Annotated in this window: 25 protein-coding genes; 18 read left to right on the top strand and 7 right to left on the bottom strand. The window is 35.4% G+C overall.

The genetic code is table 11. The annotated features are described in order from the left end of the window. Positions 1-148: 148 nt before the first annotated feature. The 10 genes from OZP07_RS04725 to OZP07_RS04680 all read left to right on the top strand — a co-directional run bounded on the left by OZP07_RS04725 (position 149) and on the right by OZP07_RS04680 (position 10,465). Positions 149-1,513: a pectate lyase family protein gene (locus OZP07_RS04725; RefSeq protein WP_281637473.1), complete on the top strand. Its 1,365-nt coding sequence runs from the start codon at positions 149-151 to the stop codon at positions 1,511-1,513. Between the two features lie 269 nt (positions 1,514-1,782). Then, positions 1,783-2,649: a tetratricopeptide repeat protein gene (locus OZP07_RS04720; protein WP_281637472.1), complete on the top strand. Its 867-nt coding sequence runs from the start codon at positions 1,783-1,785 to the stop codon at positions 2,647-2,649. Between the two features lie 126 nt (positions 2,650-2,775). Beyond that, a complete protein-coding gene (locus OZP07_RS04715; RefSeq protein ID WP_281637471.1) occupies positions 2,776-3,903 on the top strand; it encodes a methionine aminotransferase in 1,128 nt (375 codons plus the stop codon). A 145-nt stretch (positions 3,904-4,048) separates the two neighbouring features. Beyond that, on the top strand, positions 4,049-4,930 hold the full coding sequence (locus tag OZP07_RS04710) for an SDR family oxidoreductase (RefSeq protein WP_281637470.1): 882 nt from the start codon (positions 4,049-4,051) through the stop codon (positions 4,928-4,930). A 225-nt stretch (positions 4,931-5,155) separates the two neighbouring features. Continuing rightward, positions 5,156-5,923 (top strand): ParA family protein, encoded by a 768-nt coding sequence (locus tag OZP07_RS04705; RefSeq protein WP_194640125.1) that lies wholly within the window; start codon positions 5,156-5,158, stop codon positions 5,921-5,923. A 4-nt stretch (positions 5,924-5,927) separates the two neighbouring features. Further along, positions 5,928-6,827, top strand: coding sequence for a ParB/RepB/Spo0J family partition protein (locus tag OZP07_RS04700; RefSeq protein ID WP_281637469.1), 900 nt, complete (start codon positions 5,928-5,930; stop codon positions 6,825-6,827). Continuing rightward, positions 6,827-7,387, top strand: a complete 561-nt coding sequence (locus OZP07_RS04695) for a DUF5683 domain-containing protein (protein ID WP_281637468.1) — start codon at positions 6,827-6,829, stop codon at positions 7,385-7,387. Before OZP07_RS04700 ends, OZP07_RS04695 begins: the two co-directional genes overlap by 1 nt. A gap of 48 nt (positions 7,388-7,435) precedes the next feature. Then, the gene (gene dapB / locus OZP07_RS04690) at positions 7,436-8,134 is read left to right on the top strand and encodes a 4-hydroxy-tetrahydrodipicolinate reductase (RefSeq protein WP_281637467.1); all 699 of its coding nucleotides are present in this window, start codon (positions 7,436-7,438) and stop codon (positions 8,132-8,134) included. 70 nt (positions 8,135-8,204) lie between these two features. Beyond that, positions 8,205-9,767 carry a signal peptidase I gene (lepB, locus tag OZP07_RS04685; RefSeq protein WP_281637466.1) on the top strand — a complete coding sequence of 521 codons (1,563 nt, stop codon included), beginning with the start codon at positions 8,205-8,207 and terminating at the stop codon, positions 9,765-9,767. A gap of 77 nt (positions 9,768-9,844) precedes the next feature. Then, the gene (locus OZP07_RS04680; RefSeq protein WP_194640120.1) at positions 9,845-10,465 is read left to right on the top strand and encodes a WbqC family protein; all 621 of its coding nucleotides are present in this window, start codon (positions 9,845-9,847) and stop codon (positions 10,463-10,465) included. Positions 10,466-10,537: 72 nt separating this feature from the next. On the opposite strand, the gene OZP07_RS04675 is transcribed toward OZP07_RS04680, so the two are convergent. From OZP07_RS04675 to OZP07_RS04650, 6 genes are all read right to left on the bottom strand, one after another. Continuing rightward, complete coding sequence (locus OZP07_RS04675; RefSeq protein WP_281637465.1) at positions 10,538-11,584, bottom strand: endonuclease/exonuclease/phosphatase family protein; 1,047 nt, start codon at positions 11,582-11,584, stop codon at positions 10,538-10,540. 72 nt (positions 11,585-11,656) lie between these two features. Continuing rightward, entirely contained in the window at positions 11,657-12,517 is an 861-nt protein-coding gene (locus tag OZP07_RS04670; protein WP_281637464.1) for a rhomboid family intramembrane serine protease, read from the bottom strand. Positions 12,518-12,586: 69 nt separating this feature from the next. Then, positions 12,587-13,399: a rhomboid family intramembrane serine protease gene (locus OZP07_RS04665; protein WP_194640117.1), complete on the bottom strand. Its 813-nt coding sequence runs from the start codon at positions 13,397-13,399 to the stop codon at positions 12,587-12,589. Next, the gene (gene mutL / locus OZP07_RS04660) at positions 13,396-15,291 is read right to left on the bottom strand and encodes a DNA mismatch repair endonuclease MutL (RefSeq protein WP_281637463.1); all 1,896 of its coding nucleotides are present in this window, start codon (positions 15,289-15,291) and stop codon (positions 13,396-13,398) included. The genes OZP07_RS04665 and mutL overlap by 4 nt, the downstream gene beginning before the upstream one ends. Positions 15,292-15,558: 267 nt before the next feature. Next, positions 15,559-16,131, bottom strand: a complete 573-nt coding sequence (gene ribH / locus OZP07_RS04655; protein ID WP_194640115.1) for a 6,7-dimethyl-8-ribityllumazine synthase — start codon at positions 16,129-16,131, stop codon at positions 15,559-15,561. Between the two features lie 69 nt (positions 16,132-16,200). Continuing rightward, positions 16,201-16,977 (bottom strand): tetratricopeptide repeat protein, encoded by a 777-nt coding sequence (locus OZP07_RS04650; RefSeq protein WP_281637462.1) that lies wholly within the window; start codon positions 16,975-16,977, stop codon positions 16,201-16,203. A gap of 480 nt (positions 16,978-17,457) precedes the next feature. Here OZP07_RS04650 and recF point away from each other — a divergent pair, with 480 nt between their 5' ends. Both recF and OZP07_RS04640 read left to right on the top strand, forming a co-directional pair. Next, the gene (gene recF / locus OZP07_RS04645) at positions 17,458-18,537 is read left to right on the top strand and encodes a DNA replication/repair protein RecF (RefSeq protein WP_281637461.1); all 1,080 of its coding nucleotides are present in this window, start codon (positions 17,458-17,460) and stop codon (positions 18,535-18,537) included. A gap of 76 nt (positions 18,538-18,613) precedes the next feature. Continuing rightward, entirely contained in the window at positions 18,614-19,099 is a 486-nt protein-coding gene (locus OZP07_RS04640; RefSeq protein ID WP_281637460.1) for a DUF1016 N-terminal domain-containing protein, read from the top strand. Positions 19,100-19,159: 60 nt separating this feature from the next. On the opposite strand, the gene OZP07_RS04635 is transcribed toward OZP07_RS04640, so the two are convergent. Then, on the bottom strand, positions 19,160-20,329 hold the full coding sequence (locus OZP07_RS04635; protein ID WP_281637459.1) for an IS4 family transposase: 1,170 nt from the start codon (positions 20,327-20,329) through the stop codon (positions 19,160-19,162). A 95-nt stretch (positions 20,330-20,424) separates the two neighbouring features. On the opposite strand from OZP07_RS04635, the gene OZP07_RS04630 reads away from it, so the two are divergent. The 6 genes from OZP07_RS04630 (at position 20,425) to OZP07_RS04605 (ending at position 24,596) form a co-directional block, all read left to right on the top strand. Continuing rightward, the gene (locus OZP07_RS04630; RefSeq protein ID WP_281637458.1) at positions 20,425-20,973 is read left to right on the top strand and encodes a PDDEXK nuclease domain-containing protein; all 549 of its coding nucleotides are present in this window, start codon (positions 20,425-20,427) and stop codon (positions 20,971-20,973) included. A gap of 98 nt (positions 20,974-21,071) precedes the next feature. Next, positions 21,072-21,770, top strand: a complete 699-nt coding sequence (locus tag OZP07_RS04625) for a thioredoxin domain-containing protein (protein ID WP_281637457.1) — start codon at positions 21,072-21,074, stop codon at positions 21,768-21,770. A gap of 8 nt (positions 21,771-21,778) precedes the next feature. Continuing rightward, positions 21,779-22,450: a DUF2461 domain-containing protein gene (locus tag OZP07_RS04620; protein ID WP_281637456.1), complete on the top strand. Its 672-nt coding sequence runs from the start codon at positions 21,779-21,781 to the stop codon at positions 22,448-22,450. A gap of 35 nt (positions 22,451-22,485) precedes the next feature. Continuing rightward, the gene (gene murB / locus OZP07_RS04615; RefSeq protein ID WP_281637455.1) at positions 22,486-23,499 is read left to right on the top strand and encodes a UDP-N-acetylmuramate dehydrogenase; all 1,014 of its coding nucleotides are present in this window, start codon (positions 22,486-22,488) and stop codon (positions 23,497-23,499) included. Positions 23,500-23,524: 25 nt separating this feature from the next. Further along, a complete protein-coding gene (locus OZP07_RS04610) occupies positions 23,525-23,971 on the top strand; it encodes a GNAT family N-acetyltransferase (protein WP_281637454.1) in 447 nt (148 codons plus the stop codon). 10 nt (positions 23,972-23,981) lie between these two features. Further along, the gene (locus OZP07_RS04605) at positions 23,982-24,596 is read left to right on the top strand and encodes an FMN-binding negative transcriptional regulator (protein ID WP_194640108.1); all 615 of its coding nucleotides are present in this window, start codon (positions 23,982-23,984) and stop codon (positions 24,594-24,596) included. Positions 24,597-24,605 lie beyond the last annotated feature (9 nt).

The raw sequence follows: 24,605 nt of genomic DNA, 5'->3' as shown, positions 1-24,605 counted from the left end.
GAATTATACCCTGTTAAAATCCAGCAAAATATTCAGTTAAAAGATTATCAGACTAATATATTTAAATGTAATCGATTACATTTAAATGGTTTTATTGTATATTGCATCGATTTCGCCCTTGAATTTACTAATCCAAAACTTTTATTAAATGAGAAAACTATTTTTAGGAGTCTTTTTACTTAGCCTTTACAGTCTTTCAGGACAAAACTATTATATGGCAAATCCTCAAGGGTTTGGCGCAGCCACAACAGGCGGAGGATCGCCAACAGCATCAAACACCGTAACTGTTGATACCTATGCTAAACTAAAAACTGCACTTACATCAACAACTACTGCTAATTCAGTAATTTTAATATCAGGAACGATTGACTGTACTTACACCAGTGTACTCCTTACAAACAAAACCATCATTGGATTACCAGGAGCCAAACTAAGAAACTTACAGATAACACCCGGAGATTCCCCCACTTCAGCAGCAAACTCAGGAACTCTCTACATAAAAGCCGGATCAAATAATGTTATTATACGAAACCTTATTTTTGAAGGTCCAGGCGCTTACGATGTTGACGGCAGAGACAATCTTACTAACGAAGGGACCAATGTCTGGGTAGACCATTGCGAGTTTCAGGACGGAATGGACGGCAATTTCGACATCAAAGGCGCAGCTGACAACGTATCGGTTTCATGGTGCAAATTTACCTACCTAAAAGCTCCTACAGCAGGAGGATCGGGAGGATCTGCAGATCACCGTTTTACCAATTTAGTTGGTTCCGGAATTACTGATTTCCCTGCTGACGGACGTTACAGCGTAACTTTTCAAAACTGCTACTGGGCCGAAGGCTGTAAAGCCAGAATGCCTAGAGCCCGAAACGCAGAGCTGCATGTTCTAAACTGTTATTACAAAACCAGCGTTTCAGGAGCTTCTGCCTTTGGTCTTGGTGCTGGAAACCAAGGAACCACCTGCTATGTAGAAAACTGCAATTTTGAAGAAATAGCAACAATTTCCAGCCCCGTAAGCGAGGGCACAGGAACCGTTGCTGTCAAATTCGACAATTGTACCAAAGGAATAACACCAGTACCGGTAACCGGCCTTGATGCAGGAACCGCCTCCAAGCCATCATACACCTATAGTATAACTTCTACAGCCAATGTAGCTTCTTATATACCAAATACAGCTTGTGGCGCCGGTGCCACCTTAAATGTTACTGCTGCAGGCATCATATCAACGAGCTGCACTAATTTAGGTATTGAAGATCAGACTTTAAATGAAAATATAAAACTGTATCCTACAATCACTGATACTGTTTTGAACATTAATTTATCCAATTCAATTTCAGGAGAAGCTGTTATAACTGTCTACACTATTACTGGAGAAAAAGTTATCTCTTCCTCGAAAAGCGTATCTCCCAATGAAAAATTATCTCTTAATGTAGCCAGCTTATCCAAAGGCATTTATTTATGCAATCTTAAAACAGATAGTTTTTCAACTACTTATAAATTCATAAAGCAATAATTTTCAATTGAAAAAACACAAAACAGCTCTAAAATTTCAGAGCTGTTTTTATATTATATCATTTCAAAATAATTAAACTTCCTCTTAAATCAAAATTTGGGCATGCAAACCCACAGAAAATCTAGTGCAAGACAAAAAGTTTATTTTACCGCAATAGGTTTTTATTTTTTGAAAAAACAATTAGCCAGCCAGAAAGGGCATAATACAATTTTTCTTAATTTTGAAAATAAAAACACATTAAGTCTTCCTTTTAAAATCAGCAAATAACTATGAAAATCTTCATTTTAATTATAAGTTTATTTACAAGCATTTGCTGTACAGCCCAAGACAAATTAGACTTCAATTTAAAACCTATTGATTGCGAAGATAAGTGGGTTGTCTTTCCCTCCGACTTATCCGGTTCCTACAGCTATGGCTTTGTGTATATGGATAATCAGACAGGCTTAACTTTCGATTTTGCCGGTACCTTCAAAATAAACAGCAGCGGAAAATTTCTTATTAGCAAAAAAGAAGCAGATAGGACTATGAAATTCCGATTACAGCCCAACAAATCATTAGTGGCAATCATTCCCGAATCTTATTTTGCCGAATTTGATATTTCAAAAACTCCCGATTGGCTCAAAGCTTATCAAGAAAGCGAAAACGCAGCCGATAAATTATTCAGATGGGCCATTACTTATAACATATGGAATGAATGCGCCAAAGGATTAACTTACCTGGAAAAAGTAAAAACCATCGACCCAAATTACAAAGGCCTTAAAACCGAGATTGCCTTTTCATACAATTGTCAAAAACAATATGAAAACGCCATTACTGTTTTGAAGGAAGCTATTAAACAAACACCAGACGATGCATATGCCTACAAACAATTACTTTACTCCCAAGTATATAACAACCAGCTGCCTGATGCAATAAAAACCTATTATAAAATAGAAAAAGACATAACCGACAAAACTTATAAGTCCGAAAACGCATTCAATATTTTATGCGCCTTCTACAGCCAGAATAACTTAAAAAAATTCAACGAGTGGTTAAACCTCACTCAAGTTGACAAAGATGAACGCTTCAAACCTTATATCGAAAAATTTAAACAGGATTTGGAAAAAATGAATCAAGGGACTCCTCAAAAACCATGATCAATCCCATTCTATATTCTCACTAAATTATCCATCAAATCCCTCATCGGCATTTAGACAAATTGGCATTAGTATAATTTGGTTTTAAAAACCACTTTCATATAACTGAATAAATTCATCTATCACATGAGTAAATTACCAAATGTAACGACCAGTATTTTTACCGTAATGTCAAAAATGGCGTCAGAGCATAATGCAATCAATCTTTCGCAGGGATTTCCAAACTTTCCCGTTGACGAAAGACTTACCCAAATCGTTTCGAGACTGGCAAATGAGGACGTTCATCAATACACACCCATGTCGGGATATCCGCCTTTACTAAGCAAAATCACCGCATTAATAAAATCATCATACAGCAGGAACATCATTCCCGAAACCGAACTCCTCGTGACAGCCGGAGCTACTCAAGCCATATTCACTACATTGCTGGCTTTGCTGAAACCAAATAACGAAGTAATCATTCTTGACCCGAGCTACGATTGTTACGAAGCACCAATTTTACTAAGCGAGGCAAAACCCGTTCGGGTGGCACTCAATAACGACTACACGCCTAATTGGGATAAGATTGCCGATGCTTTTTCCGAAAAAACCAAAATGATTATCATCAACAATCCACACAATCCAACAGGTAAAATCCTAAATAAATCCGATTTTGAAAATTTGGAAATACTTTTAGAAAAACACCCAAATGTATTACTGCTCTCGGATGAAGTTTATGAATACATTACTTTTGAAGAGAAACATATTTCGACCCACACCCGTACAAAACTCCTTGACCGCTGTATCACGGTTTCCTCATTTGGAAAATCATTTCATGTAACAGGCTGGAAAATTGGTTATCTCGTCGCTCCCATGCATTTAATGAAAGAAATCAAAAAAGTGCATCAATTTCTGGTCTTCAGCGTAAACAGCATTTGTCAAATAGCTGTTTCAGAATATTTAGACTGTGTCAATGTAAACGAAATCAGCACATTCTATCAGGAAAAACGAGATTATTTCAGATCATTATTAAAAAACAGCCGATTCGAATTAATGCCCTGCGAAGGAACTTATTTCCAAGTAGCATCGTATGCTAATATTTCGAATGAAAATGACGTAGATTTTTGCAAACGATTAATAACGGATTACGGTGTGGCTGCAATTCCTATATCTACTTTTTATGAAAATGGAAAAGATTTAAAACTAATACGATTCTGTTTTGCTAAAGACGATTTCACACTAGAAGAAGCATCAAGAAGATTGTGTAGCATTTAAAAATAGCTACTAAACTTCTAAGTATTTGATAATCTATACCCTAAACTTAACACCATAGCATCTCAGAGAATTAGCCATTCTTAAGTTAATTATGCATGCATACTATTTTATTTTATTATATTTACAATTCAAAATATAAAAAATTATGAGTTATACCGATAAAATGTTAAGAGACGATGCTTTACAAGGCAAAGTAATAGTAGTTACAGGAGGCGGAAGCGGTTTAGGAAAAGCGATGACCAAATATTTCTTAGAATTAGGAGCAAAAGTTGCCATTACTTCAAGAGATTTAGACAAACTGAAAAGTACTGCACAAGAATTGGAAACTCAAACAGGAGGAACTTGTCTCCCTTTGCAGTGTGACGTACGTCATTATGAAGAAGTAGAAAATATGCTTCAGGAAGTATTGAAAAATTTTAGCAGAGTTGATGTATTGCTAAACAATGCGGCTGGAAATTTCATTTCGCCAACAGAGCGTTTATCAGCCAATGCTTTTGACACTGTAATCGACATTGTTTTGAAGGGAACCAAAAACTGTACACTTGCTTTTGGAAAACACTGGATTGATACCAAACAAACTTCGGCAACAGTTTTAAATATCGTTACAACTTATTCTTGGACAGGTTCTGCATATGTGGTTCCCAGCGCAACTGCCAAAGCAGGAGTTTTAGCCATGACGAGAAGTCTAGCTGTAGAATGGGCAAAATACGGCATCCGTACCAATGCTATTGCTCCCGGTCCATTTCCTACCAAAGGAGCCTGGGATCGATTATTACCTGGAGATCTGGCCGAGAAATTTGATATGGCCAAAAAAGTCCCGCTAAAAAGAGTCGGCGATCATCAGGAATTAGCCAATTTAGCAGCTTATTTAGTTTCTGATTTTTCAGCCTATGTAAATGGTGAAGTAATTGTTATTGATGGCGGCGAATGGCTAAAAGGTGCCGGACAATTTAATTTATTGGAAGCAATTCCTGAAGAACTTTGGGATCAGTTAGAAATGATGATTAAAGCTAAAAAAAATCGTTAACACCTAAGATTATTCTTTCTTTTTGAGTCAAATAAATAAAATATAACACCAAAAGAGAGCTAATACAGTTCTCTTTTTTGTTTCTCCAAACACAAAAACAGTAGAGAATACATGAAATTATCGAGATATTAAAAGAAGTCTTAAAACTATTTCTTTTTGTTAACAAAATAGATTTTCAAAACCCATAAATAATTGTATTTTTACCGTTCAAAATTTAGAAAATAAATGGGCAAAATCATAGCGATTGCGAATCAAAAAGGGGGGGTTGGAAAGACAACAACCTCTATTAACCTAGCTGCTTCACTTGGTGTATTAGAAAAAAAAGTATTACTAATCGATGCTGATCCACAGGCAAATGCCACATCTGGATTAGGAATTGATGTCGAAACAGTGGAAATTGGGACCTATCAAATTCTCGAACACAGCCACACACCGCTGGAGGCTGTTATAAAATGTTCCTCTCCAAATGTTGATTTAATTCCTGCACATATCGATCTTGTTGCGATTGAAATCGAACTGGTGGATAAAGAAAACAGAGAATATATGCTCAAAACTGCATTGGAAAACGTAAAAGAGCAATACGATTATATCCTGATTGACTGTGCACCGTCTCTTGGACTTTTGACCTTAAACGCCTTAACTGCAGCAGATTCAGTTGTTATTCCAATTCAATGCGAATATTTTGCATTAGAAGGTTTAGGAAAATTATTGAATACAATAAAAAGTATTCAAAAAATACACAATCCTGATCTGGATATTGAAGGCTTATTATTGACTATGTTTGATTCTAGACTGCGTTTATCCAATCAGGTTGTAGAAGAAGTTCAAAAACACTTTAATGATATGGTTTTTGAAACCGTGATACAACGAAATGTAAAACTGAGTGAAGCACCAAGTTTTGGCGAAAGCATCATCAACTATGACGCAACAAGCAAAGGAGCGGTAAATTATATTCATTTAGCTCAAGAAATCATAAAGAAAAATATTAAATAGCTGTATGTCAAAAGCAATAAAAAAACAAGCCTTAGGTAGAGGTTTATCTGCATTATTAAAAGATCCTGAAAACGATATTCAATCGGTGGAAGATAAAAATGCAGATAAAGTCGTAGGAAATATTATAGAGCTTGAAATTGATGCTATAGAAATAAATCCATTTCAGCCCCGAAGTAATTTTAATGAAGAATCTTTACGTGAATTAGCCACTTCCATCAAGGAATTAGGGGTAATTCAGCCTATTACTGTCCGTAAATTAGACTTTAACAAATACCAATTAATTTCTGGAGAACGCCGTCTGCGTGCTTCAGCATTAATAGGTCTTACATCTGTACCTGCATATATCCGTATTGCAAACGATAATGAGTCCTTGGTTATGGCCTTGGTTGAAAACATTCAGCGTCATGACTTGGATCCAATAGAGATTGCGCTATCATACCAAAGACTTATTGACGAAATTCAGTTAACTCAAGAACAGATGAGTGAAAGAGTAGGTAAAAAACGCTCAACCATTGCCAATTATTTAAGACTTTTAAAATTAGATCCAATCATTCAGACTGGAATTCGTGACGGTTTTATCAGTATGGGTCATGGCCGTGCTATCATCAACATTGACGATCATGATGTACAGACGGATATTTACCAAAAAATAGTAAGCCAAAATCTTTCAGTAAGAGAAACGGAGACTTTGGTAAAGAATTACCATGAAAGTTTAAAACCAAAGCCTGCTATCCCTGCGAAAATAGCATCTTTTGAAATTAACGACGAAGATGTGAGCACTTTCAACAAATATTTTGGAACAAAAATTGATGTGAAAGTAGCTGGAAATGGTAAAGGAAAAATCACTATACCTTTTCATTCGGAAGAGGACTTCAACAGGATTATAAAATTAATAGAAGGGTAGTGAATAAAATCATTTTCATAGGGTTATTGCTTTTTCTCATAGGAAACGCTTCGGTTTTTGCACAAGCAAAAACCGAAACTGTTTTAAAGCCTAAAGACACTTTAAAATCAATAGACATAGATCCTTTGACACCAGCAAAGGCAGCCTTTTATTCAGCTATATTGCCTGGATTAGGCCAGGCATACAATAAAAAATACTGGAAAATACCCTTAGTTTATGGAGCAATGGGCACCAGTTTATATTTATATGCCGACAACAAAAAGAAGTACCACGAATACCGCGATGCTTACAAAAGCCGCCTAGCTGGAAATCCCGATCCCTATTATGCCAAACTTAGCGACAAATCATTAATTTCTGCACAAGAATTTTACCAAAGAAACGCTTCTTTATCAGGACTTTTTGTAATTGGCTTTTATGTACTAAATATTATTGATGCCAATGTAGATGCAGCATTAATCCAATTCAATGTTAATCAGACTTTATCAGTAAGACCAGAAATAACTCCTGATGCTGTAACATTCAAATCAAATTTAGGACTAACACTTAATTATCGTTTTTAGATTCAAAATTTATTTTGTCTCTTTATAAAAATTAAAAAAATATACATAATGAAAATTGCGCTTTTAGGATACGGAAAAATGGGACAGGTGATTGAAAGAATTGCTTTAGAAAGAGGTCATGAAATTGTTTTAAAGAAAGATGAATTCAATACATATGACGGACTATCAACTGCCGATGTCGCTATAGATTTCAGCGTACCGACAGCTGCCGTAAGCAATATCTCCAGCTGTTTTAACGCTAATGTTCCTGTGGTTTCAGGTACAACTGGCTGGCTGGAACATTATGACGAAATGATTGCTCTTTGTGCCGAAAAAAATGGAGGATTTATATCAAGTTCAAATTTCAGCCTTGGCGTTAATTTATTCTTCGAATTCAATGAATATTTAGCCAAAATCATGTCAAAATTCGACCATTACAAAGTAGACATGGAAGAAATCCATCATGATCAAAAACTAGATGCTCCGAGCGGAACAGCAATTTCACTAGCCAAAGGTGTTATTAAAAACAGCAGTTATTCCAATTGGACATTAGACAAACCAAAAGAAAATGAAATTCACATTGAAGCCATAAGAACCGGAACAGTACCCGGAACGCACACAGTTACTTATAACTCTGAAGTGGACTCTATCGAAATAAAACATACCGCTCATAACCGAGAAGGTTTTGCCCTTGGAGCTGTAATCGCTGCTGAATGGCTTGCTGGAAAGCATGGCGTATTCACCATGAAAGACGTACTAAATGCATAAACAACAATCATAAAATAGAATTTCACCCTCAAATCTAATCTTCTATTTTAACAATAAACTTTTTCAAATTATGACACTAAATCATTGGATTTTATTTTTCTTCGCTGTTCAGGTTATTCATTTTTTAGGAACTTGGAAATTATATGAAAGTGCTGGGAGAAAACGCTGGGAAGCTGCCATTCCAGTTTACAATGCTATTGTTCTAATGAAAATAATCGGACGTCCAACGTGGTGGACTATATTACTTTTCATCCCAATTATTAATTTGATAATGTTTCCTGTTATCTGGGTGGAAACTATTCGCAGTTTTGGCAAAAAAAACACTCTAGACACCCTGATTGTAATTGCGACTTTAGGATTTTATATCTTTTACCTTAATTACACACAACCATTAACATACATAGCTGACAGAAATGCAGATCCAGAGCATAAAGCTGCCGACACAATCAGCTCATTACTATTTGCTGTCATTGTAGCCACAATTGTACACACGTACTTTATCCAGCCATACACCATTCCTACTTCATCATTAGAGAAATCATTATTAGTAGGAGACTTTTTATTTGTAAGCAAAATGAATTATGGAGCCAGAGTTCCAATGACCACTGTTGCAATGCCTATGGTACATGACACCATTCCTTTGACTAAGCAGAAATCATATTTGAACTGGCCTCAATTACCTTATCTTAGACTTCCTGGCATACAAAATATTAACCGTACAGATATTGTTGTTTTTAACTGGCCAGCAGATACTGTATATAAATTTAGAGACCACTCTGGACTAAGAGCAGACAAACCTATTGATAAAAAATCAAATTATGTAAAAAGATGTGTAGGCATTCCTGGTGATAGTTTATCAATAAAAGACGGATTAGTATATATTAACGGAAAAGAACTGGCTTTACCTGAACGCGCAAAACCTCAGTATTCATACAAAGTAATTTTAGATGGTAAAACACCTATAGACTTTGAATATCTTTTCAAAGATATGGATATCACTGACGGCGGTTATTTCTTAAATCAGCAGACTAGAGACACATTAGTTATAAGTGCATTAACATCTGCCGGAGCTGAAAGATTAAAAAACATACCTGGTATAAAAGGTGTAAACAGAATTATTTATAAAAATGCTGACAGCGGAATTTTTCCACATACTAAACAATGGAGCCAAGATAACTTTGGACCAATTTATATCCCTCAAAAAGGAAAAACAGTTGCATTAACATTAGAGTCTTTACCTTTTTACAAAACCATTATCACTGATTATGAGAAAAACGACCTGAAAGTGAATGGCAATGAAATCATAATTAATGGCAAAGCGGCTACAACATATACTTTTGACCAAAACTACTATTGGATGATGGGAGACAACCGCCATAACTCTGAAGACAGCCGTTATTGGGGTTACGTTCCGGAAAACCACATTGTTGGTAAGCCAATATTCATTTGGATGAGTATCGATGGCATTAACGGTCCAAAAAGCAATTGGAAAATCCGCTGGGACAGAGTATTTACAACTGTTGACGGTGAAGGGCAGCCACAATCCTATTTTAAAATATTCCTGATTGCACTTGCAGCCTTTTTTGTTGGTGAATATTTTTGGAAAAAAAGAAAAGCTAAAACAAATAGTTAAAAAAGTTTCAGGTTTCAAGTTTCAGGCATCAGCCTAAACTTGAAACCTTATATCTGAATCTTGAAACTTTAAAAAAAATGAAAACATTACTGCATCCATCTTATTTTCCATCCATAAGCAATTTAGCCGCTATGGCGCAGTCAGACAGTATCACGTTTGAAATGGAAGATAATTTCCAAAAGCAGACCAATCGAAACAGAACATATATTTATAGCCCAAATGGTATTCAGCTATTGAATATCCCTGTAAAACATTCTAATTTAAGTCATCAGAAAACAAAAGATATTAAGATTGAACAGGAATTTGACTGGCAAAAACAGCATTTTAAATCTCTGGAAGCCGCTTACAGAAGTTCTCCTTTTTTTGAATATTTTGAAGATGATCTGATTCCAATTTTTCAAAAAAAACACACTTTTTTGATGGATTTAAATTTCGAGGCATTGGAAATAACCTGTAAATGCCTGCGGATGAAATTAGAATTTGACACAACAGCTGAATATTTTCATAAAATAGATAATCAGCAGATTACTGATTTCCGCTATTTAGTAAATGGCAAAAAAGACCATTCAGTTTTCGAACCTTACCCTCAAGTCTTTGATGATAAACATGGTTTTTTGAACAATTTAAGTGTTCTTGATTTATTATTCAATGAAGGAAAATTTGCGATGGATTATTTAAAAAATCAGATTCTTATCTGATAAATTCTACTTCTTTTTGAAGATTTACAAGACACACACAGAGATAAAATATTCAAACAAAAGTGTAAATTACTATTCCATCGATAGTTTTGCCATGATTGGAAAATGATCCGAATTTTGAAAATCAGAAAAACTTTCAAACTGTTTCACTTCCATACTTTCATCAGCAAAAATATAATCTATTCGAGCCGGATAATATTTAAATTTATAAGTCGCCCCAAAGCCTTTGCCCGCTTCTTCAAAGCTGTCTTTTAATTTTCCTTTTATATTGCGGTATACGTATGAAAAAGCACTATTGTTCATGTCGCCGCAGATAATGATCGGATATTTACAGTCTTTCACGTGCTCTTTAAAAATAGCCGCTTGTTCCTGTTGCTGCTTAAAAGCTTTGCTGATTCTGATATAAAGATATTTAGATTTTTGCTGATCAATTACATCAATATTTTCCGAAATCTCACCTACTTCCGGTGAAATTTTTATAGACTGCAAATGCATATTATACACCCTTATAATGTCTTTCCCTTTCTTAATATCAGCAAAAACAACATTATTGTTCGAATGAGGAAATACTATCAGTCCCTGATCAATAATAGGAAACTTAGAGAATATTGCCTGACCGGTTTTAATTTGCTTACCCTCCATCAAAACATACTTGTAAGGATACACTTTTAGGTCAATATCTGCAGAATTTGAAAACTCCTGAATACATAATATATCAGGATTCTGAGTATTGATAAATTCTAAAATAGTGTCTGGAATATCGTCGCGGTCAAGCCATTTAAACACATTAAACAATCTCACATTATAACTCATAACAGTAAAATCCTTGTCGCTTTCCTGAAAATCTTTGGCTGAAAATTTATAAAATTTATTAAAAAAAGTAATCCCGACCAGCAGAACTATACCAGACAAAATCATTCGTTTTTTAAACTGAATTGCCCAGTACAAAAAGAACAATCCATTGGAAAGAAAAACCAATGGCATAAACAAAGTTAACACCGATAAAACCGGAAAAATTTTTGGTGCCAAAAAAGGAAGCAGATAAGCAATGAATGTTAGCACTATAAGTACTAAATTCAAAAGAAACATTCCTTTATTAAACCATGAAAGGTTCTTCATTTTTTAATGTATTTTGAACTTTTGCAAACTGAAAGTTCTCGATTTACACTTCAATAATTAGATAAATTTAGGTTATTTTCCGGCTTGAAACAAGAATTCTTTTTCTTCTTGATTCAGACTGTCATAACCAGACTGACTGATTTTATCCAAAATCTCGTCAATCTGCTGCTGTTTTTTATCTTTTACGACTATTTTAGAAATCGGTTTTTCAGCTGGTTTTTTATAATTTTTATGTACTTTTTTGAAAGGCGTAGTAGGCTTTTTAAAAAGATTAGCAAAGAAATCCAAAACCGCAGTTACTATCTTACTCAAATCAATTCCATTTTGCAGTAACTTCACATATATAAAACCAAAAAGAACCCCAGCCAAGTGTGAAATATGCCCTCCTGAATTTCCTAAGCGAAACTGCATTAAATCCAAAACAACAATTACTGCTGTAACATGCCATAATTTGACATTACCAATCAATAACAGCCTCACATCCATCAAAGGATTATATGTTGTTGCGACCATTAAAATTGCCATAATTGCTGCAGACGCTCCAACAATTGCACCGCTGTAATGCATTAAATTAAAACACAGAGCAAATATCAGCCCAGAAAAAATGGCACCCAAAATATATACTCCTAAATACTGCTTGGAGGAGAAAAATGTCAAAAATAAGTAGCTGGAAAAATTCAGCACAATCATGTTAAAAATCAAATGCAAAGGACCGTCATGAAGAAAGGCATATGTTAAAAAAGTCCAAGGCTTTAGTACAAAAACAGATGGTTCTGATGATAAGGCAATCCAATTGGGAAAAATAAATCCTCCTGAACTGAACTGATAGAAAAAAATCAGCGAAACCAAAAAACAGCCCACATTCCAATAGATCATTTTCATGGCGATTCCGCCTAATCTGTATTGCATTTTCAAATCGTCTAAAATGTTCATACTTTAAATTATTCGGTTACACAGTTTCAGTTATAAAATCTTTTGAATATTCTTTTTAAATTTAAAAAATTAGTCCCAGCGATTATTATTAAACTGGTTTTTTCTCCAGTACCACATCATAAGATAGCCTGTTAAAGCTCCGCCGACATGAGCAAAATGAGCTATTCCAGTACTGCCTGCGCCAAAAATAGACTGCCCTTTAAAACCTAAAAACAAATCAATTGCCAATATTCCTGGCACAAAATATTTAGCTTTAATAGGAATTGGGATAAACATCAAAGCTAATTCAGCATTTGGAAACATACAAGCAAAAGCTACCAATAAACCATAAATCGCTCCCGATGCACCAACAACTACTCCTTTTGAAAGCATTGATGCATTAACAATAGTATTGAATTGCTCTTGAGTACAGTGCACTCTTTCTAATATTGAATTTATTTCGCCAGGCATCATTTTACCATTTGCATCAAATAACGCACTATAATCAGCATTTAGCAATTGATGTATTTCTGAATTTGATAAATTCAAACTGGAAACTTCGGACAATAAAGAATGAATTTCAAAATAATTAACTCCAGAATGAAGCAATGCAGCTCCTAATCCGCAAGAGATATAAAAGAAAATAAATTTTCTGCCTCCCCAAAAATGTTCCAAAGCACTGCCAAAAGAATAAAGTGCAAACATGTTAAACAAAATATGTGCAACATTAGGAAAAGGTGCATGCATAAACATATGCGTAATCAGCTGCCAGCCTTTAAAATTATCGCTCTCAGGATAATAAAGAGCAAAAAGATCATATGTTACCGGCACTAATTGCGAACCAATAAAAAAGATAATATTAATAATCAGTAGTTGTTTTACAACCGGGGTAATATTCATCATAACGCAAATTTTTTATCTAAATCTTCCACACGCATCGTGATGAAAGTTGGTTTTTGAAATGGGGAAACATTCGGATCCTTGCAGGCGAAAAGACCATTCACTAAATTCTCCTGCTCTTTCTCGGTCAAATAAGCACCTGTTTTGATAGCAAGGCTTTTGGCCATTGATTTGGCAATAGTATCATTTTGACTGAAACTGTTCTCTGGAATTCCATTATGCAGATCACTTAAAAGCTGATCCAAAACTGCCGCTACATCGCTCTCAGTACTATTCACGGGAATGCCCGAAATCACGATATGATCTGTATTCGATTCTTCAAAAACAAATCCCGTATTGACCAGTGACTGCTGGAGTTCGGCTATAAGTTCCATTTCTTGTGCCGAATAAAACAAATTAATAGGAAACAGCAGCTGTTGGCTCGCAGCATGCTGCACTGTCATATTAACTAAAAACTGTTCGTACAGAATACGCTGATGTGCCCTGCTCTGATCCACAATAACCATACCTGACTTAATAGGAGAAACAATATATTTTTTATGAATCTGATACGTTTTATGAACTGTCTGCTCCACTTCCTCATCATCAAATAGAGATGAAGTTACCTCTTCGTTTTCAAACGTAAATTCACTACTCGCAAAACCTGAATCACTTTCGCTTGACTCAAAAGAATCATCGCCGGAAATAACTTCTGTATCGTGTTTAACCCCTACATACAGACTTTCCCAGCTGGCTGCTGACTCCGGCTTTTTATAAGCTGGCGAAAAACTCTTTGCAGGTTTGTCTTCTGCAAAAGGATTAAAAGTACGATCAACCTGAATAGTTGGCACTTCGGCCTCCAGATTTTTATAATGGTAAGGCGTGTCCAAATTGGCATCCCTTTCAAAATCCAGAACAGGAGCTACATTAAACTGCCCTAAACTATGCTTAATCGAAGCTCTTAAAATAGCATACATCGCACTTTCATTATCGAATTTAATTTCCGTTTTCGTAGGATGAATATTGATATCGATAGTATTCGGCGGTACCGTTAAATACAGATAATAGCTTGGCTGGGAACCGTCTTTCAAAATACCTTCATAAGCAGCCATTACCGCATGATGCAGGTATGGACTTTTTATAAAACGGTCATTAACAAAGAAAAACTGCTCTCCCCTATTCTTTTTGGCAAATTCAGGCTTGCTCACAAAACCCTGAATATTCATCATCTCGGTATCTTCCATAACGGGAACCAGTTTCTCATTGGTTTTTCCGCCAAAAAAATTAACGATCCGCTGTCTTAAACTCGACGGAGGCAGATTATACATATCGCTTCCGTTATGATAAAACGTAAAATGAATTTTTGGGTGTGCCAGAGCCACGCGCTGAAATTCATCAATAATATGGCGGTATTCTACCGTATCCGATTTTAGGAAATTACGGCGGGCCGGAATATTAAAAAATAAATTTTTGACTGCAAATGAAGTTCCTTTGGGCAAAACAGCCACATCCTGAGAAATAAACTTACTCCCTTCAATAATAATATGAGTTCCCAGTTCTTCCTGCTCCAATTTAGTTTTCATTTCCATATGCGCAATCGCGGCTATGGATGCCAAAGCTTCACCTCGAAACCCTTTGGTATGCAGTGAAAATAAATCTTCGGCCTGGCGGATTTTGGAAGTAGCATGGCGCTCAAAACACAAACGCGCATCAGTCACGTTCATTCCTGAACCATTATCAATGACCTGTACCAGTGATTTTCCGGCGTCTTTTATAATCAATTTAATGTCGGTCGCTTTTGCATCCACCGCATTTTCCAACAGCTCTTTTACTACCGAAGCGGGTCTTTGCACCACTTCACCAGCGGCAATTTGATTAGCAACATGATCGGGAAGCAATTGAATTATACTCGACATTGAAAGATTTTAGGTTGTAGATTAATGATTTCAGATTTCTGACAAAAAAATCAAAAGAAATACAAATTTAAGGAATTTCTATTGGGTTTTATCTTTTTGGCACTCATAAAAAAAACCAAAAAAACCGCAGCAATTCTAAATAACTTTTCATCAAGACTATACCTTATCAACTCTTTATAAAAAATAAAAAAACCCATACCGTTCCATGAACAATATAGGTTTCTATTAGTTATTTAAAATTAGCTAACAGCTAATCCAAAGAAAAAATTATTCTTCTATCTGCAAAGGCAGATTGTCGATTCTCAAAGCGCCGGAAGACAATAAATGCTGGTCGTCAATTCTATGACTTAACGAAGCCTGCTGACGGATATAAGCCATTTTTATCGCTGCAACAGCCGCTTCTGTACCTTTGTTTCCGTGAATACCGCCGCTTCTGTCAATAGACTGCTGCATCGTATTATCTGTCAATACACAAAAAATAACCGGAATATCAGTCTGAACATTCAAATCCTTAATCCCCTGCGTCACTCCTTCACATACAAAATCAAAATGTTTTGTCTGTCCCTGAATTACACATCCAATAGCAATTACAGCGTCTACATTCTGTGTCTGCAACATTTTTTTGGAACCATAAATCAGCTCAAAACTTCCGGGAACATTCCAGCGGATAATGTTATGAGGAAGAACTTCATTTTCAAGCAATGCAGTAAGTGCTCCATTATAAAGTCCCTCAGTGATATTATCATTCCATTCTGAAACAACAATCCCAAAGCGAAAATCTTTCGCATTTGGGATTGTGTTTTTATCGTAATCGGATAAATTTTTATTTACGGTAGCCATATTATTTAAGATTGCAGATTGCAGATTTAAGATTGCAGATAGACTGCTATCTGAAAACTGCCGTCTAGATTACTGTGACAAACCTATCAAACCATCAACTGTAGCAGCTTCTGGCGAGTTTTCATAATTTTCTTTAATATCTGTAAAATATTTCAAAGCATCTGCTTTATTTCCTAGCGCCAATGCTACTTTACCTGCTTTCATCAGGAAACGCGGCGTTGTGAAATCATTTTTACTAGCTTCAAAAGCTTTGATATAATTTTCTAAAGCTTCTTTTGGCTGATTTTTTTGAGAATAAGCATCGCCAATAGCTCCTTTTGCCAAAGCACTAAGCATCACATCACTTGAACTGAATTTACCCAAAAAATTAATCGCTTCATCATATTTACCTGTATTCAAGTAAGCAATACCAGCATAATAGTTAGCTAAATTCCCAGCAGCAGTTCCAGAATATTCATCAGCAATTTTCACAAAACCAAATTTTCCTTCAGAACCGTTCAATGCCAATTTGTACAATGAATCGCTTGCCACACCATTAACAGCTTTCTCAAAGTTAGACTGAGCAACAAACATTTCGTTAGCAGCATCGTCTTCTTTAGGATTAGAAATGAATTTTTGATAAGCAAAATATCCAACGGTTATCAATGTGATAGCTCCAACAACCCCAATTATAATTTTTTGATTCTTAGCAACCCAGTCTTCTGTCTTAGAAGCCGTCTCATCTAATTTCGAAAAAACCTCAGCCGTAGCACTGTCTTTTTCGTCAATGATTACATTTTCAACTGCATCGTCTTTTACTTCCTTTTCTTTTGGTGCTTTATATCCTCTTTTATTGTAAGTAGCCATTTAAAAATTTAATTTAGTGAACGGCAAAAATAAAATTTTTATTGTAATGCACGTAAAAAAAATCGATTTTATATTAAAAATTGAAAAAAAATATTCTCATCGCAATTTTCATCCAAAAAACCACCCCAATAATCCAAATAATGAGGGCGTGCCCCCATTGAAAAAAGAGGCTTACTTATGGTAATGGTTACACAGCCCCTTTCCTCAACTCGGTCGGGCTATCCATGCTGCTTCGGCAGCTTATTCCTAATCCCTCACCGAGCGAGCGGACGTGACAGAAAAATCTAGATTGCAGACAGAAGAATTTAGATTTTAGGAAGTTAATACAGTACAGCATCAAATCTTAAATCAAAAATCGCTAATCGAAAATCTTAAATCAATTCCCTCTTTAAATATCTCGATAATTTTCGATAATTTGCGCCCTCTAAGAAACCATCCAAAAAAAGGCTTCAAAGGCAAAAATTCCAGTAAGACATTCAGATGTATTTAAAAAAAATATCGTTATTCAATTACAAAAACTTTTCCGAAGCCAATTTCGAATTTGACGGCAAAATCAATTGTTTTGTAGGCAAAAACGGCATCGGAAAAACAAACGTACTGGATGCCATTTATCATTTGTCTTACGGAAAAAGCTATTTCAATCCGCTTGCCGTTCAAAACATCAAGCACGGCGAAGAATTTTTCGTGATTGACGCTGAGTTCGAAAAAAACGAAAGAACCGAACAGATTGTCTGCAGTCTCAAAAAAGGCCAGAAAAAAGTCCTCAAACGCAACGGAAAAGCCTACGATAAATTCTCGGATCACATCGGTTTTATTCCACTAGTTATTATCTCGCCAGCTGACAGAGATTTAATTGTTGAAGGAAGCGAAACCCGCAGAAAGTTTATGGACAGCGTAATATCCCAATTGGATCCGCACTACCTGCAGCAGCTCATTCAGTACCAAAAAGTAATGAGCCAGCGCAACGCCCTGCTGAAATACTTTGCCCTGAACCACACTTACGACAACGACACCTTGTCTATATATAATGAACAGCTAACCGAATTTGGCCAATCCATTTTCGAAAAAAGAAAAGCATTCATAGCCGAGTTTATTCCTATTTTCAACTTTCATCATCACAACATCACAGGCTCAGAGGAATCGGTTCAAATCATTTACGAAAGCCATTTATTCGAAAATGATTTATTGACACTATTGCAGCAAAACATCAGCAAAGACCGGATACTGCAATACACGAGCATTGGAATCCACAAGGATGATCTTTCTTTTGAAATTGACAATCATCCCATCAAGAAATTCGGTTCCCAAGGCCAGCAGAAATCATTTTTGATAGCCTTAAAACTCGCTCAGTTCGAATTCCTGAAAAAACAAAGCGGTGTAAAACCCATTCTGCTTTTTGACGACATCTTCGACAAACTCGACGAAACCCGCGTTTCCAAAATCATCGAAATGGTAAACAATGATACTTTTGGACAGCTTTTCATCTCCGACACTCACCCTGAACGTACAGAAGCCATTGTAAAATCGACGATGCAGAGTTATACGATTTTTAATTTGTGATTTAAGATTCGGGAAAAACTCAGTATATTTATAACTTATTTAAGTGAGAAAAATACGGAAATGCCAAGATACAACTATGGATGAAATAATTGTGTATAAAGAAATTTTAAACAGTTGCATTACCGAAATACAAAATGCACGTAATGCTATTGCTAAAAAAATAAACCAAACCTCCATATCAGTTTATTGGAATATTGGAAAACTGCTTTCAGAAAAAAGTCAAGCTGAAAATTATGGCAGTGGCGTAATTAAAAAACTCTCAAACGACTTGAAATCTTCTTTTCCAGATATGGGATTATCTCCTAGAAACCTTTGGGATATGAAGAAATTTCATGAAAGATACAAAAACTCAGATGTAAAACTGCGACAGTGCGTCGCAGTTTTACCTTGGAGTCACAATTTACTGATAATGAGCAAAACAAACTCTGACGAAGAAGCTTTGTTTTACGCATCAAAAACAGTGGAAATGGCTTGGACGAGAGATATTTTACTAAACTATATCAAAGCCAAAGCCTATCTTCAAGAAAATACAATTGAAAAAAGTCAATCCTGTCCTAAATAAAACTATCGGATATAAAATCTGACCATTTCATTGAGTTTATACTATGAAATGGTCATTTTTTTAAAACAGAACCCCCTGTATATTTTCTGGGGGAGGTTCTATGTGTTCCTCAAAGGGTTTGTTCAGCCATTTTTGCAGGTCAATTTTAACGAAAAGATTTAAACGAATGAAAGCTACTAAATTGGACAAATACCAATCAAATTTAGATTGTGCTTTTAATGCTTTAAGAATGAGAATGGTGATTAATGCTGTCCAGATTTGAATCATAACCGCATTTTCTGATGTTCCTATAAATGATTTTATGTGAAGCAGCTGCTTTATGTCTCTGAAAAAGATTTCTACTTGCCATCTGCTTTTGTATAACTCACTAATGGTGTTGGGAGACCAATGAAACTGATTTGTAATGAGTTCTATAACTTGCCCATTTTCTTCATTCCATACCGCGACACGTCGTAATTGTTTTGGGTATTTTATTTTTGAGGGCTCATTTTTCAATTCAATCAATTCGTCTTTGATAATATGCTGATGACGGTTTTCAGGCAGATCATTTTCTTTCACTGTAGTAAATTGTAAATTCTCTTTATGTCTAATTACAAAAAAGACCTCGTTGCTGTCCCAAATATTCAAAAGGGAGAAGTCATTATAAAATCGGTCGGCAACAATCACACTTCCTTTTAAAAGAGGAATTTCGTAAGCTCCTTTATTATCAGCTGTTTTTCCATTGGTAATATTGATATAAGCAGGCAGATTACCATCAAAATCAAGCAGTGTGTGCATTTTAACAGCTCCTTTGGCTCTTTTGTATTTTGCCCAATCAAACAAACTTAAGCATAAACTGATGGTGGTTGAGTCTAATAAAAAAATCTTTGACTTTATTCTGAATTTCACTTGTTTAAATTTGGGATGCTGTCCTAAACTTTGGAGCAATTCAAAATAATACTCTTTAAAGAGTTCGTGGGAACGATTTTTATTTTGATAGCTAATCGAAGATTTCGAGGGAGCCTTATTGATTCCAAGATGATTTAAGTTTCCAGTAGCTGAACGAAGACCATTGCTGATATCTCGAACAGATTGACTCTTTGCAAACTGACAGAAAAGCATTGAAACTAAATGATTCCAACTACTGAATCCTTTATTGTGCCTGTCACTTTGTTTCTTCGAAACTATTTTACTGAATTTTGAGCGGTCTAATTTTGAAATTATTTGAGAAAACAAAGTTATATTTGCCATAAGAGGGCGGGTTTTTGTTGTGCAACTCAAAGTTAATTTGAGATACAAAATTCAGCCCTCTTTTTTTGAACTTTTTTTAAACGTTTAGGACGCTATTGGAAAAAAGTCATAATTTTAAAGAAACATTACCCGAAAATATAGCAGAATATGCAAACGAAATACTAAAAAGCAGTTACAATTTAGGTTTCTTGGGCATTACAAAAAGCTTAAAAGAACGAGAATTGGAAAATCGGCTAGTCGAAAAAATAAAACAATTTATTTTAGAACTCGGCAAAGGTTTTTCATTTATTGGCAATCAATATCGTTTGGAATATAATGAGAAAGAATATTTTGTAGATATGCTATTCTTTCATCGGGACTTGAAATCACTTGTAGCCATTGAACTAAAAATTGGTGAATTTCAACCTGAATATATCGGAAAAATGAATTTCTATTTAACCCTGCTAGACAAATTTGAACGAAAAACTGATGAAAATCAGCCCATCGGAATTATTTTGTGTGCCGACAAAAATCATCTAGATGTAGAAATTGCACTCCAAGACATCAACAAACCGATTGGCGTAGCTGAATATCAGTTATTATTGCCCAAAAACCAATTGGAAGAATTAATCAAAAAAGAATTGGAACAGAAAGAAAACAACTAATTCAGAGCTTCGCTATTTTCAATTTGTGATTTGAGATTCTTTAAAGATTCAAAAAGGCAAAAATTGCTTAATTTTACATCAATTAATACTAATTTCCAATGAAAATCAAACAACTCTATTTATTCATCATATCCTTCATTGTTTTCTCCTGCAGCGGACAAACATCGACAAATGTTAAAACCATTGATGTTACCTCTTATTCTGAAAAAATAAAAGCCACTCCAAACGCACAAATTCTGGACGTCCGCACACCCGATGAATATGCAAAAGGACATATTGAAAACTCAGATAATGTTGACTTTCTCAGCAGCACTTTTGTTTTAAAAACAGATAAATACGACAAAACAAAACCCGTGTTTGTATACTGCAAAAGCGGCGGAAGAAGTGCAAAAGCATCTGCAAAACTAGCCGAACTGGGTTTTACCTCTATTTACAATCTTGACGGCGGAATGCTCAAATGGGAAGCTGCAGGACTGGCAAAACCAGACACCAAAATCATCGGTATCTGCAGTCAGGAATATGCTGAACTGTTAAAATCCGATAAAAAAATAGTAGTAAACTTTTATGCACCTTGGTGTGCTCCCTGCAAAAAAATGGAGCCTTACATTCTAAAAATGCAGAAAGAAATGGCCGATAAAGTAACCATCATCCGCCTGAATGCCGACGAAAACAAAACCATTATGCAGGAACTAAAAATCAGTGAACTTCCTACTCTGCTTTTATACGAAAAACAAGCCGTAAAGTGGCAAAAATCAGGATTCGTGAGTGAAGAAGAATTAAAAACCCAATTACAATAATCAGGCCCATGCTCTCAAAAGACACCTTACAATTCCTCGAAGATTTAAAAGCCAACAACAACCGTGATTGGTTTCTCGAAAATAAAAAACGTTACGAAGCCGTAAAAAAAGACTACCATCAACTGGTAGGTTCTTTACTCGACACATTGAAACCTCTAGATCCTTCGCTGGAAATGCTGGAAGTCAAAAACTGCGTTTTCAGAATTAACCGCGACGTTCGTTTTTCCAAAGACAAATCTCCTTACAAAACAAATTTGGGAATCTGGATTTCTGCAGGTTCAAAACACACCGAAGCTTCGGGTTATTATCTTCATATAGAAAACGGAAAATGTTTTGTTGGCGGCGGAATGTATTGCCCTCAGCCGGATCAGCTTCAAAAAATCAGGAAAGAAATCCATTTTTTCTATGATGATCTGGTCGAAATCCTAAATGACAAAAAATTCCAGTCCGTTTACCAAAGTCTAAACAGAGACGAAAATTCGACTTTAAAAAATCCGCCAAAAGGCTACGACAAAGAAGATCCAGCGATTGAATTTTTGAAATTAAAAAGCTTTACGGCAACGCAGTCATTCGATACCAAATTGGTTACACAAAAAGATTTTGTTGCGACAATGGCAGAAAAAATGCTAGCCTTAAAACCTTTCAATAATTTTATCGAAAGAGCTTTATACACTGAATAATTCCTAAAGCAAAACACTCTTAAATCCAATTCTTAATGGAAATTTTAAATAATTTTTCTTTAAAAAACTACAATACATTTGGCATTGAAGCCAAAGCCGAACAATTTGCCGCCGTCCACAGCTTAGCAGAATTGAAAAGTATTTTGGAACAAAATAAAAACAAAAAAAAATTCATCCTTGGCGGAGGAAGCAATATGCTTTTGACAAAAAATATCGAAGCGCTTGTAATCCACATTGATTTAAAAGGAAAAAAAATAATAAAACAAGATGCTGATTTCGTTTGGATCGAAGGACAAGCTGGTGAAAACTGGCATCAATTTGTGCTTTGGAACATTGAACAAAATTTTGGAGGACTCGAAAACATGTCACTTATTCCGGGAAATGTTGGGACAACGCCCGTTCAAAACATTGGCGCTTATGGCACAGAAATCAAAGACACTTTTATTTCGTGCGAGGCGATACATATCGAAACTCAGGAAATAAAAACTTTTACCAAGGAAGAATGTAATTTCGGATACCGAGAAAGTATTTTTAAAAACGAAGTAAAAGACCAATACATCATAACTTCAGTCGTTTTCAAACTGACGAAACAAAACCATAAAATAAATACATCCTACGGTGACATTCTCGCCGAACTGGCCAAAAACAACATCACATCTCCCGGTCTAAAAGACGTAAGTAACGCCGTGATTGCCATTCGCAAAAGCAAACTACCCGACCCAGCCGAATTAGGAAACAGTGGTAGTTTTTTCAAAAATCCGATACTTTTAAAATCTAATTTTGAACCAATACACCAGAAATTCCCTGAAATGCGATTCTTTGACATTTCCGAAACCGAAGTCAAAGTTCCTGCAGGCTGGCTGATTGAACAGGCTGGTTTAAAAGGAAAACGTTTTGGCGATGCCGGAGTTCACAAAAATCAGGCATTGGTTTTAGTAAACTACGGAGGCGCAACGGGGCAGGAAATCTTGAATGTTTCCAAAACTGTTCAGGAAACCGTTTTTGAAACCTTCGGCATTCATATTGAAGCGGAAGTAAATATAATTTAGCACTAAAAAAATTTCGTCCAAAAAAATGCTGACAATCAAAATTTCAGATCCAAATGCCCCCGAAGCTTTCGCAATAATAGAGGAATTATCGCAAAATCTTTATGAACGTTTTGGCAGCGACGGCAAAAACTCATTTACAGATTGGAAATCTGACAATCCAAAACATGTATTTGTCATAGCAGCATTAAACACTGAGATTGTGGGATGCGGAGCGATTAGACCGCTTTCTGAAAAAACTGGAGAAGTAAAACGAATGTTTGCCAAATACCCTGGAAAAAATATCGGACAAGCCATTTTATCATTTTTGGAGTCGAAAGCAAAAGAGCAGCATTATGAAGAATTAGTATTGGAAACACGTGTAAAAAACCAAGAAGCCTGTTCCTTTTACTTGAAATCAAACTATAGAAAAATACCTAACTACGGCAAATACGAAAACCGTTTAGATGCTGTTTGCTTTCAAAAAACACTCTAAATTTTAAAAAATGTACAACCCGGATATATTCAAGAACGAAGACAAAGACTCCATTCGAAAATTTCTAAAAGAAAATGCATTTGGACTTCTCATCAATCAAACCAATGGGAAATTATTTGCCACGCATATTCCCTTAGAATTGGATTACAACAAAAACGGAGAAGAAATTCTGCACGGTCATATTTCAAAAGAAAATCCGCAATGGACTGCTTTTGAATCAAACGATGAAGTTTTGGCAGTGTTTACAGGAGCTCACGCTTACATATCTTCGTCTTGGTACGATCACGAAAATGTTCCCACTTGGAATTATTCAGCAGTACATGTTTATGGAAAAATCAAAATCATAGAAGGAGATGAAGTAATCGATTCTTTAACGAAATTGGTAGACAAATACGAACAAAACTCCAAATGTCCAGTCCGAGTTTCGGAATTATCCAAGAAAACAATAATGCAGACACGAGGCATTGTGGCATTTGAAATTAAAATTGAAGAGATACAGGCCAAAAATAAAATGTCACAAAATAGAGATGATAAAAATTATTCTAATATTATTTCGGAATTGAAAAAAACAGAAAAACCTCAATCTAAGGCTGTAGCAAAAGAAATGTCTAAATTGAGAAAGTAATTAGTCATT

The sequence above is a fragment of the Flavobacterium marginilacus genome, from assembly GCF_026870155.1.
Lineage (GTDB): Bacteria > Bacteroidota > Bacteroidia > Flavobacteriales > Flavobacteriaceae > Flavobacterium > Flavobacterium marginilacus.
This window is presented reverse-complemented; position numbering and strand designations above follow the sequence as displayed.

Excerpts from the sequence above, each read along its gene's own strand:
- OZP07_RS04705 (WP_194640125.1), top strand. The coding sequence starts at position 5,156 with ATGGGCAAAATCATAGCGATTGCGAATCAAAAAGGGGGGGTTGGAAAG.
- OZP07_RS04680 (WP_194640120.1), top strand. The coding sequence starts at position 9,845 with ATGAAAACATTACTGCATCCATCTTATTTTCCATCCATAAGCAATTTA.
- OZP07_RS04725 (WP_281637473.1), top strand. The coding sequence starts at position 149 with ATGAGAAAACTATTTTTAGGAGTCTTTTTACTTAGCCTTTACAGTCTT.
- OZP07_RS04675 (WP_281637465.1), bottom strand. The coding sequence starts at position 11,584 with ATGAAGAACCTTTCATGGTTTAATAAAGGAATGTTTCTTTTGAATTTA.
- mutL (WP_281637463.1), bottom strand. The coding sequence starts at position 15,291 with ATGTCGAGTATAATTCAATTGCTTCCCGATCATGTTGCTAATCAAATT.
- OZP07_RS04715 (WP_281637471.1), top strand. The coding sequence starts at position 2,776 with ATGAGTAAATTACCAAATGTAACGACCAGTATTTTTACCGTAATGTCA.
- dapB (WP_281637467.1), top strand. The coding sequence starts at position 7,436 with ATGAAAATTGCGCTTTTAGGATACGGAAAAATGGGACAGGTGATTGAA.
- ribH (WP_194640115.1), bottom strand. The coding sequence starts at position 16,131 with ATGGCTACCGTAAATAAAAATTTATCCGATTACGATAAAAACACAATC.
- recF (WP_281637461.1), top strand. The coding sequence starts at position 17,458 with ATGTATTTAAAAAAAATATCGTTATTCAATTACAAAAACTTTTCCGAA.
- OZP07_RS04635 (WP_281637459.1), bottom strand. The coding sequence starts at position 20,329 with ATGGCAAATATAACTTTGTTTTCTCAAATAATTTCAAAATTAGACCGC.
- OZP07_RS04720 (WP_281637472.1), top strand. The coding sequence starts at position 1,783 with ATGAAAATCTTCATTTTAATTATAAGTTTATTTACAAGCATTTGCTGT.
- murB (WP_281637455.1), top strand. The coding sequence starts at position 22,486 with ATGGAAATTTTAAATAATTTTTCTTTAAAAAACTACAATACATTTGGC.
- OZP07_RS04625 (WP_281637457.1), top strand. The coding sequence starts at position 21,072 with ATGAAAATCAAACAACTCTATTTATTCATCATATCCTTCATTGTTTTC.
- OZP07_RS04640 (WP_281637460.1), top strand. The coding sequence starts at position 18,614 with ATGGATGAAATAATTGTGTATAAAGAAATTTTAAACAGTTGCATTACC.
- OZP07_RS04610 (WP_281637454.1), top strand. The coding sequence starts at position 23,525 with ATGCTGACAATCAAAATTTCAGATCCAAATGCCCCCGAAGCTTTCGCA.
- lepB (WP_281637466.1), top strand. The coding sequence starts at position 8,205 with ATGACACTAAATCATTGGATTTTATTTTTCTTCGCTGTTCAGGTTATT.
- OZP07_RS04650 (WP_281637462.1), bottom strand. The coding sequence starts at position 16,977 with ATGGCTACTTACAATAAAAGAGGATATAAAGCACCAAAAGAAAAGGAA.
- OZP07_RS04665 (WP_194640117.1), bottom strand. The coding sequence starts at position 13,399 with ATGATGAATATTACCCCGGTTGTAAAACAACTACTGATTATTAATATT.
- OZP07_RS04710 (WP_281637470.1), top strand. The coding sequence starts at position 4,049 with ATGAGTTATACCGATAAAATGTTAAGAGACGATGCTTTACAAGGCAAA.
- OZP07_RS04700 (WP_281637469.1), top strand. The coding sequence starts at position 5,928 with ATGTCAAAAGCAATAAAAAAACAAGCCTTAGGTAGAGGTTTATCTGCA.
- OZP07_RS04670 (WP_281637464.1), bottom strand. The coding sequence starts at position 12,517 with ATGAACATTTTAGACGATTTGAAAATGCAATACAGATTAGGCGGAATC.
- OZP07_RS04620 (WP_281637456.1), top strand. The coding sequence starts at position 21,779 with ATGCTCTCAAAAGACACCTTACAATTCCTCGAAGATTTAAAAGCCAAC.
- OZP07_RS04605 (WP_194640108.1), top strand. The coding sequence starts at position 23,982 with ATGTACAACCCGGATATATTCAAGAACGAAGACAAAGACTCCATTCGA.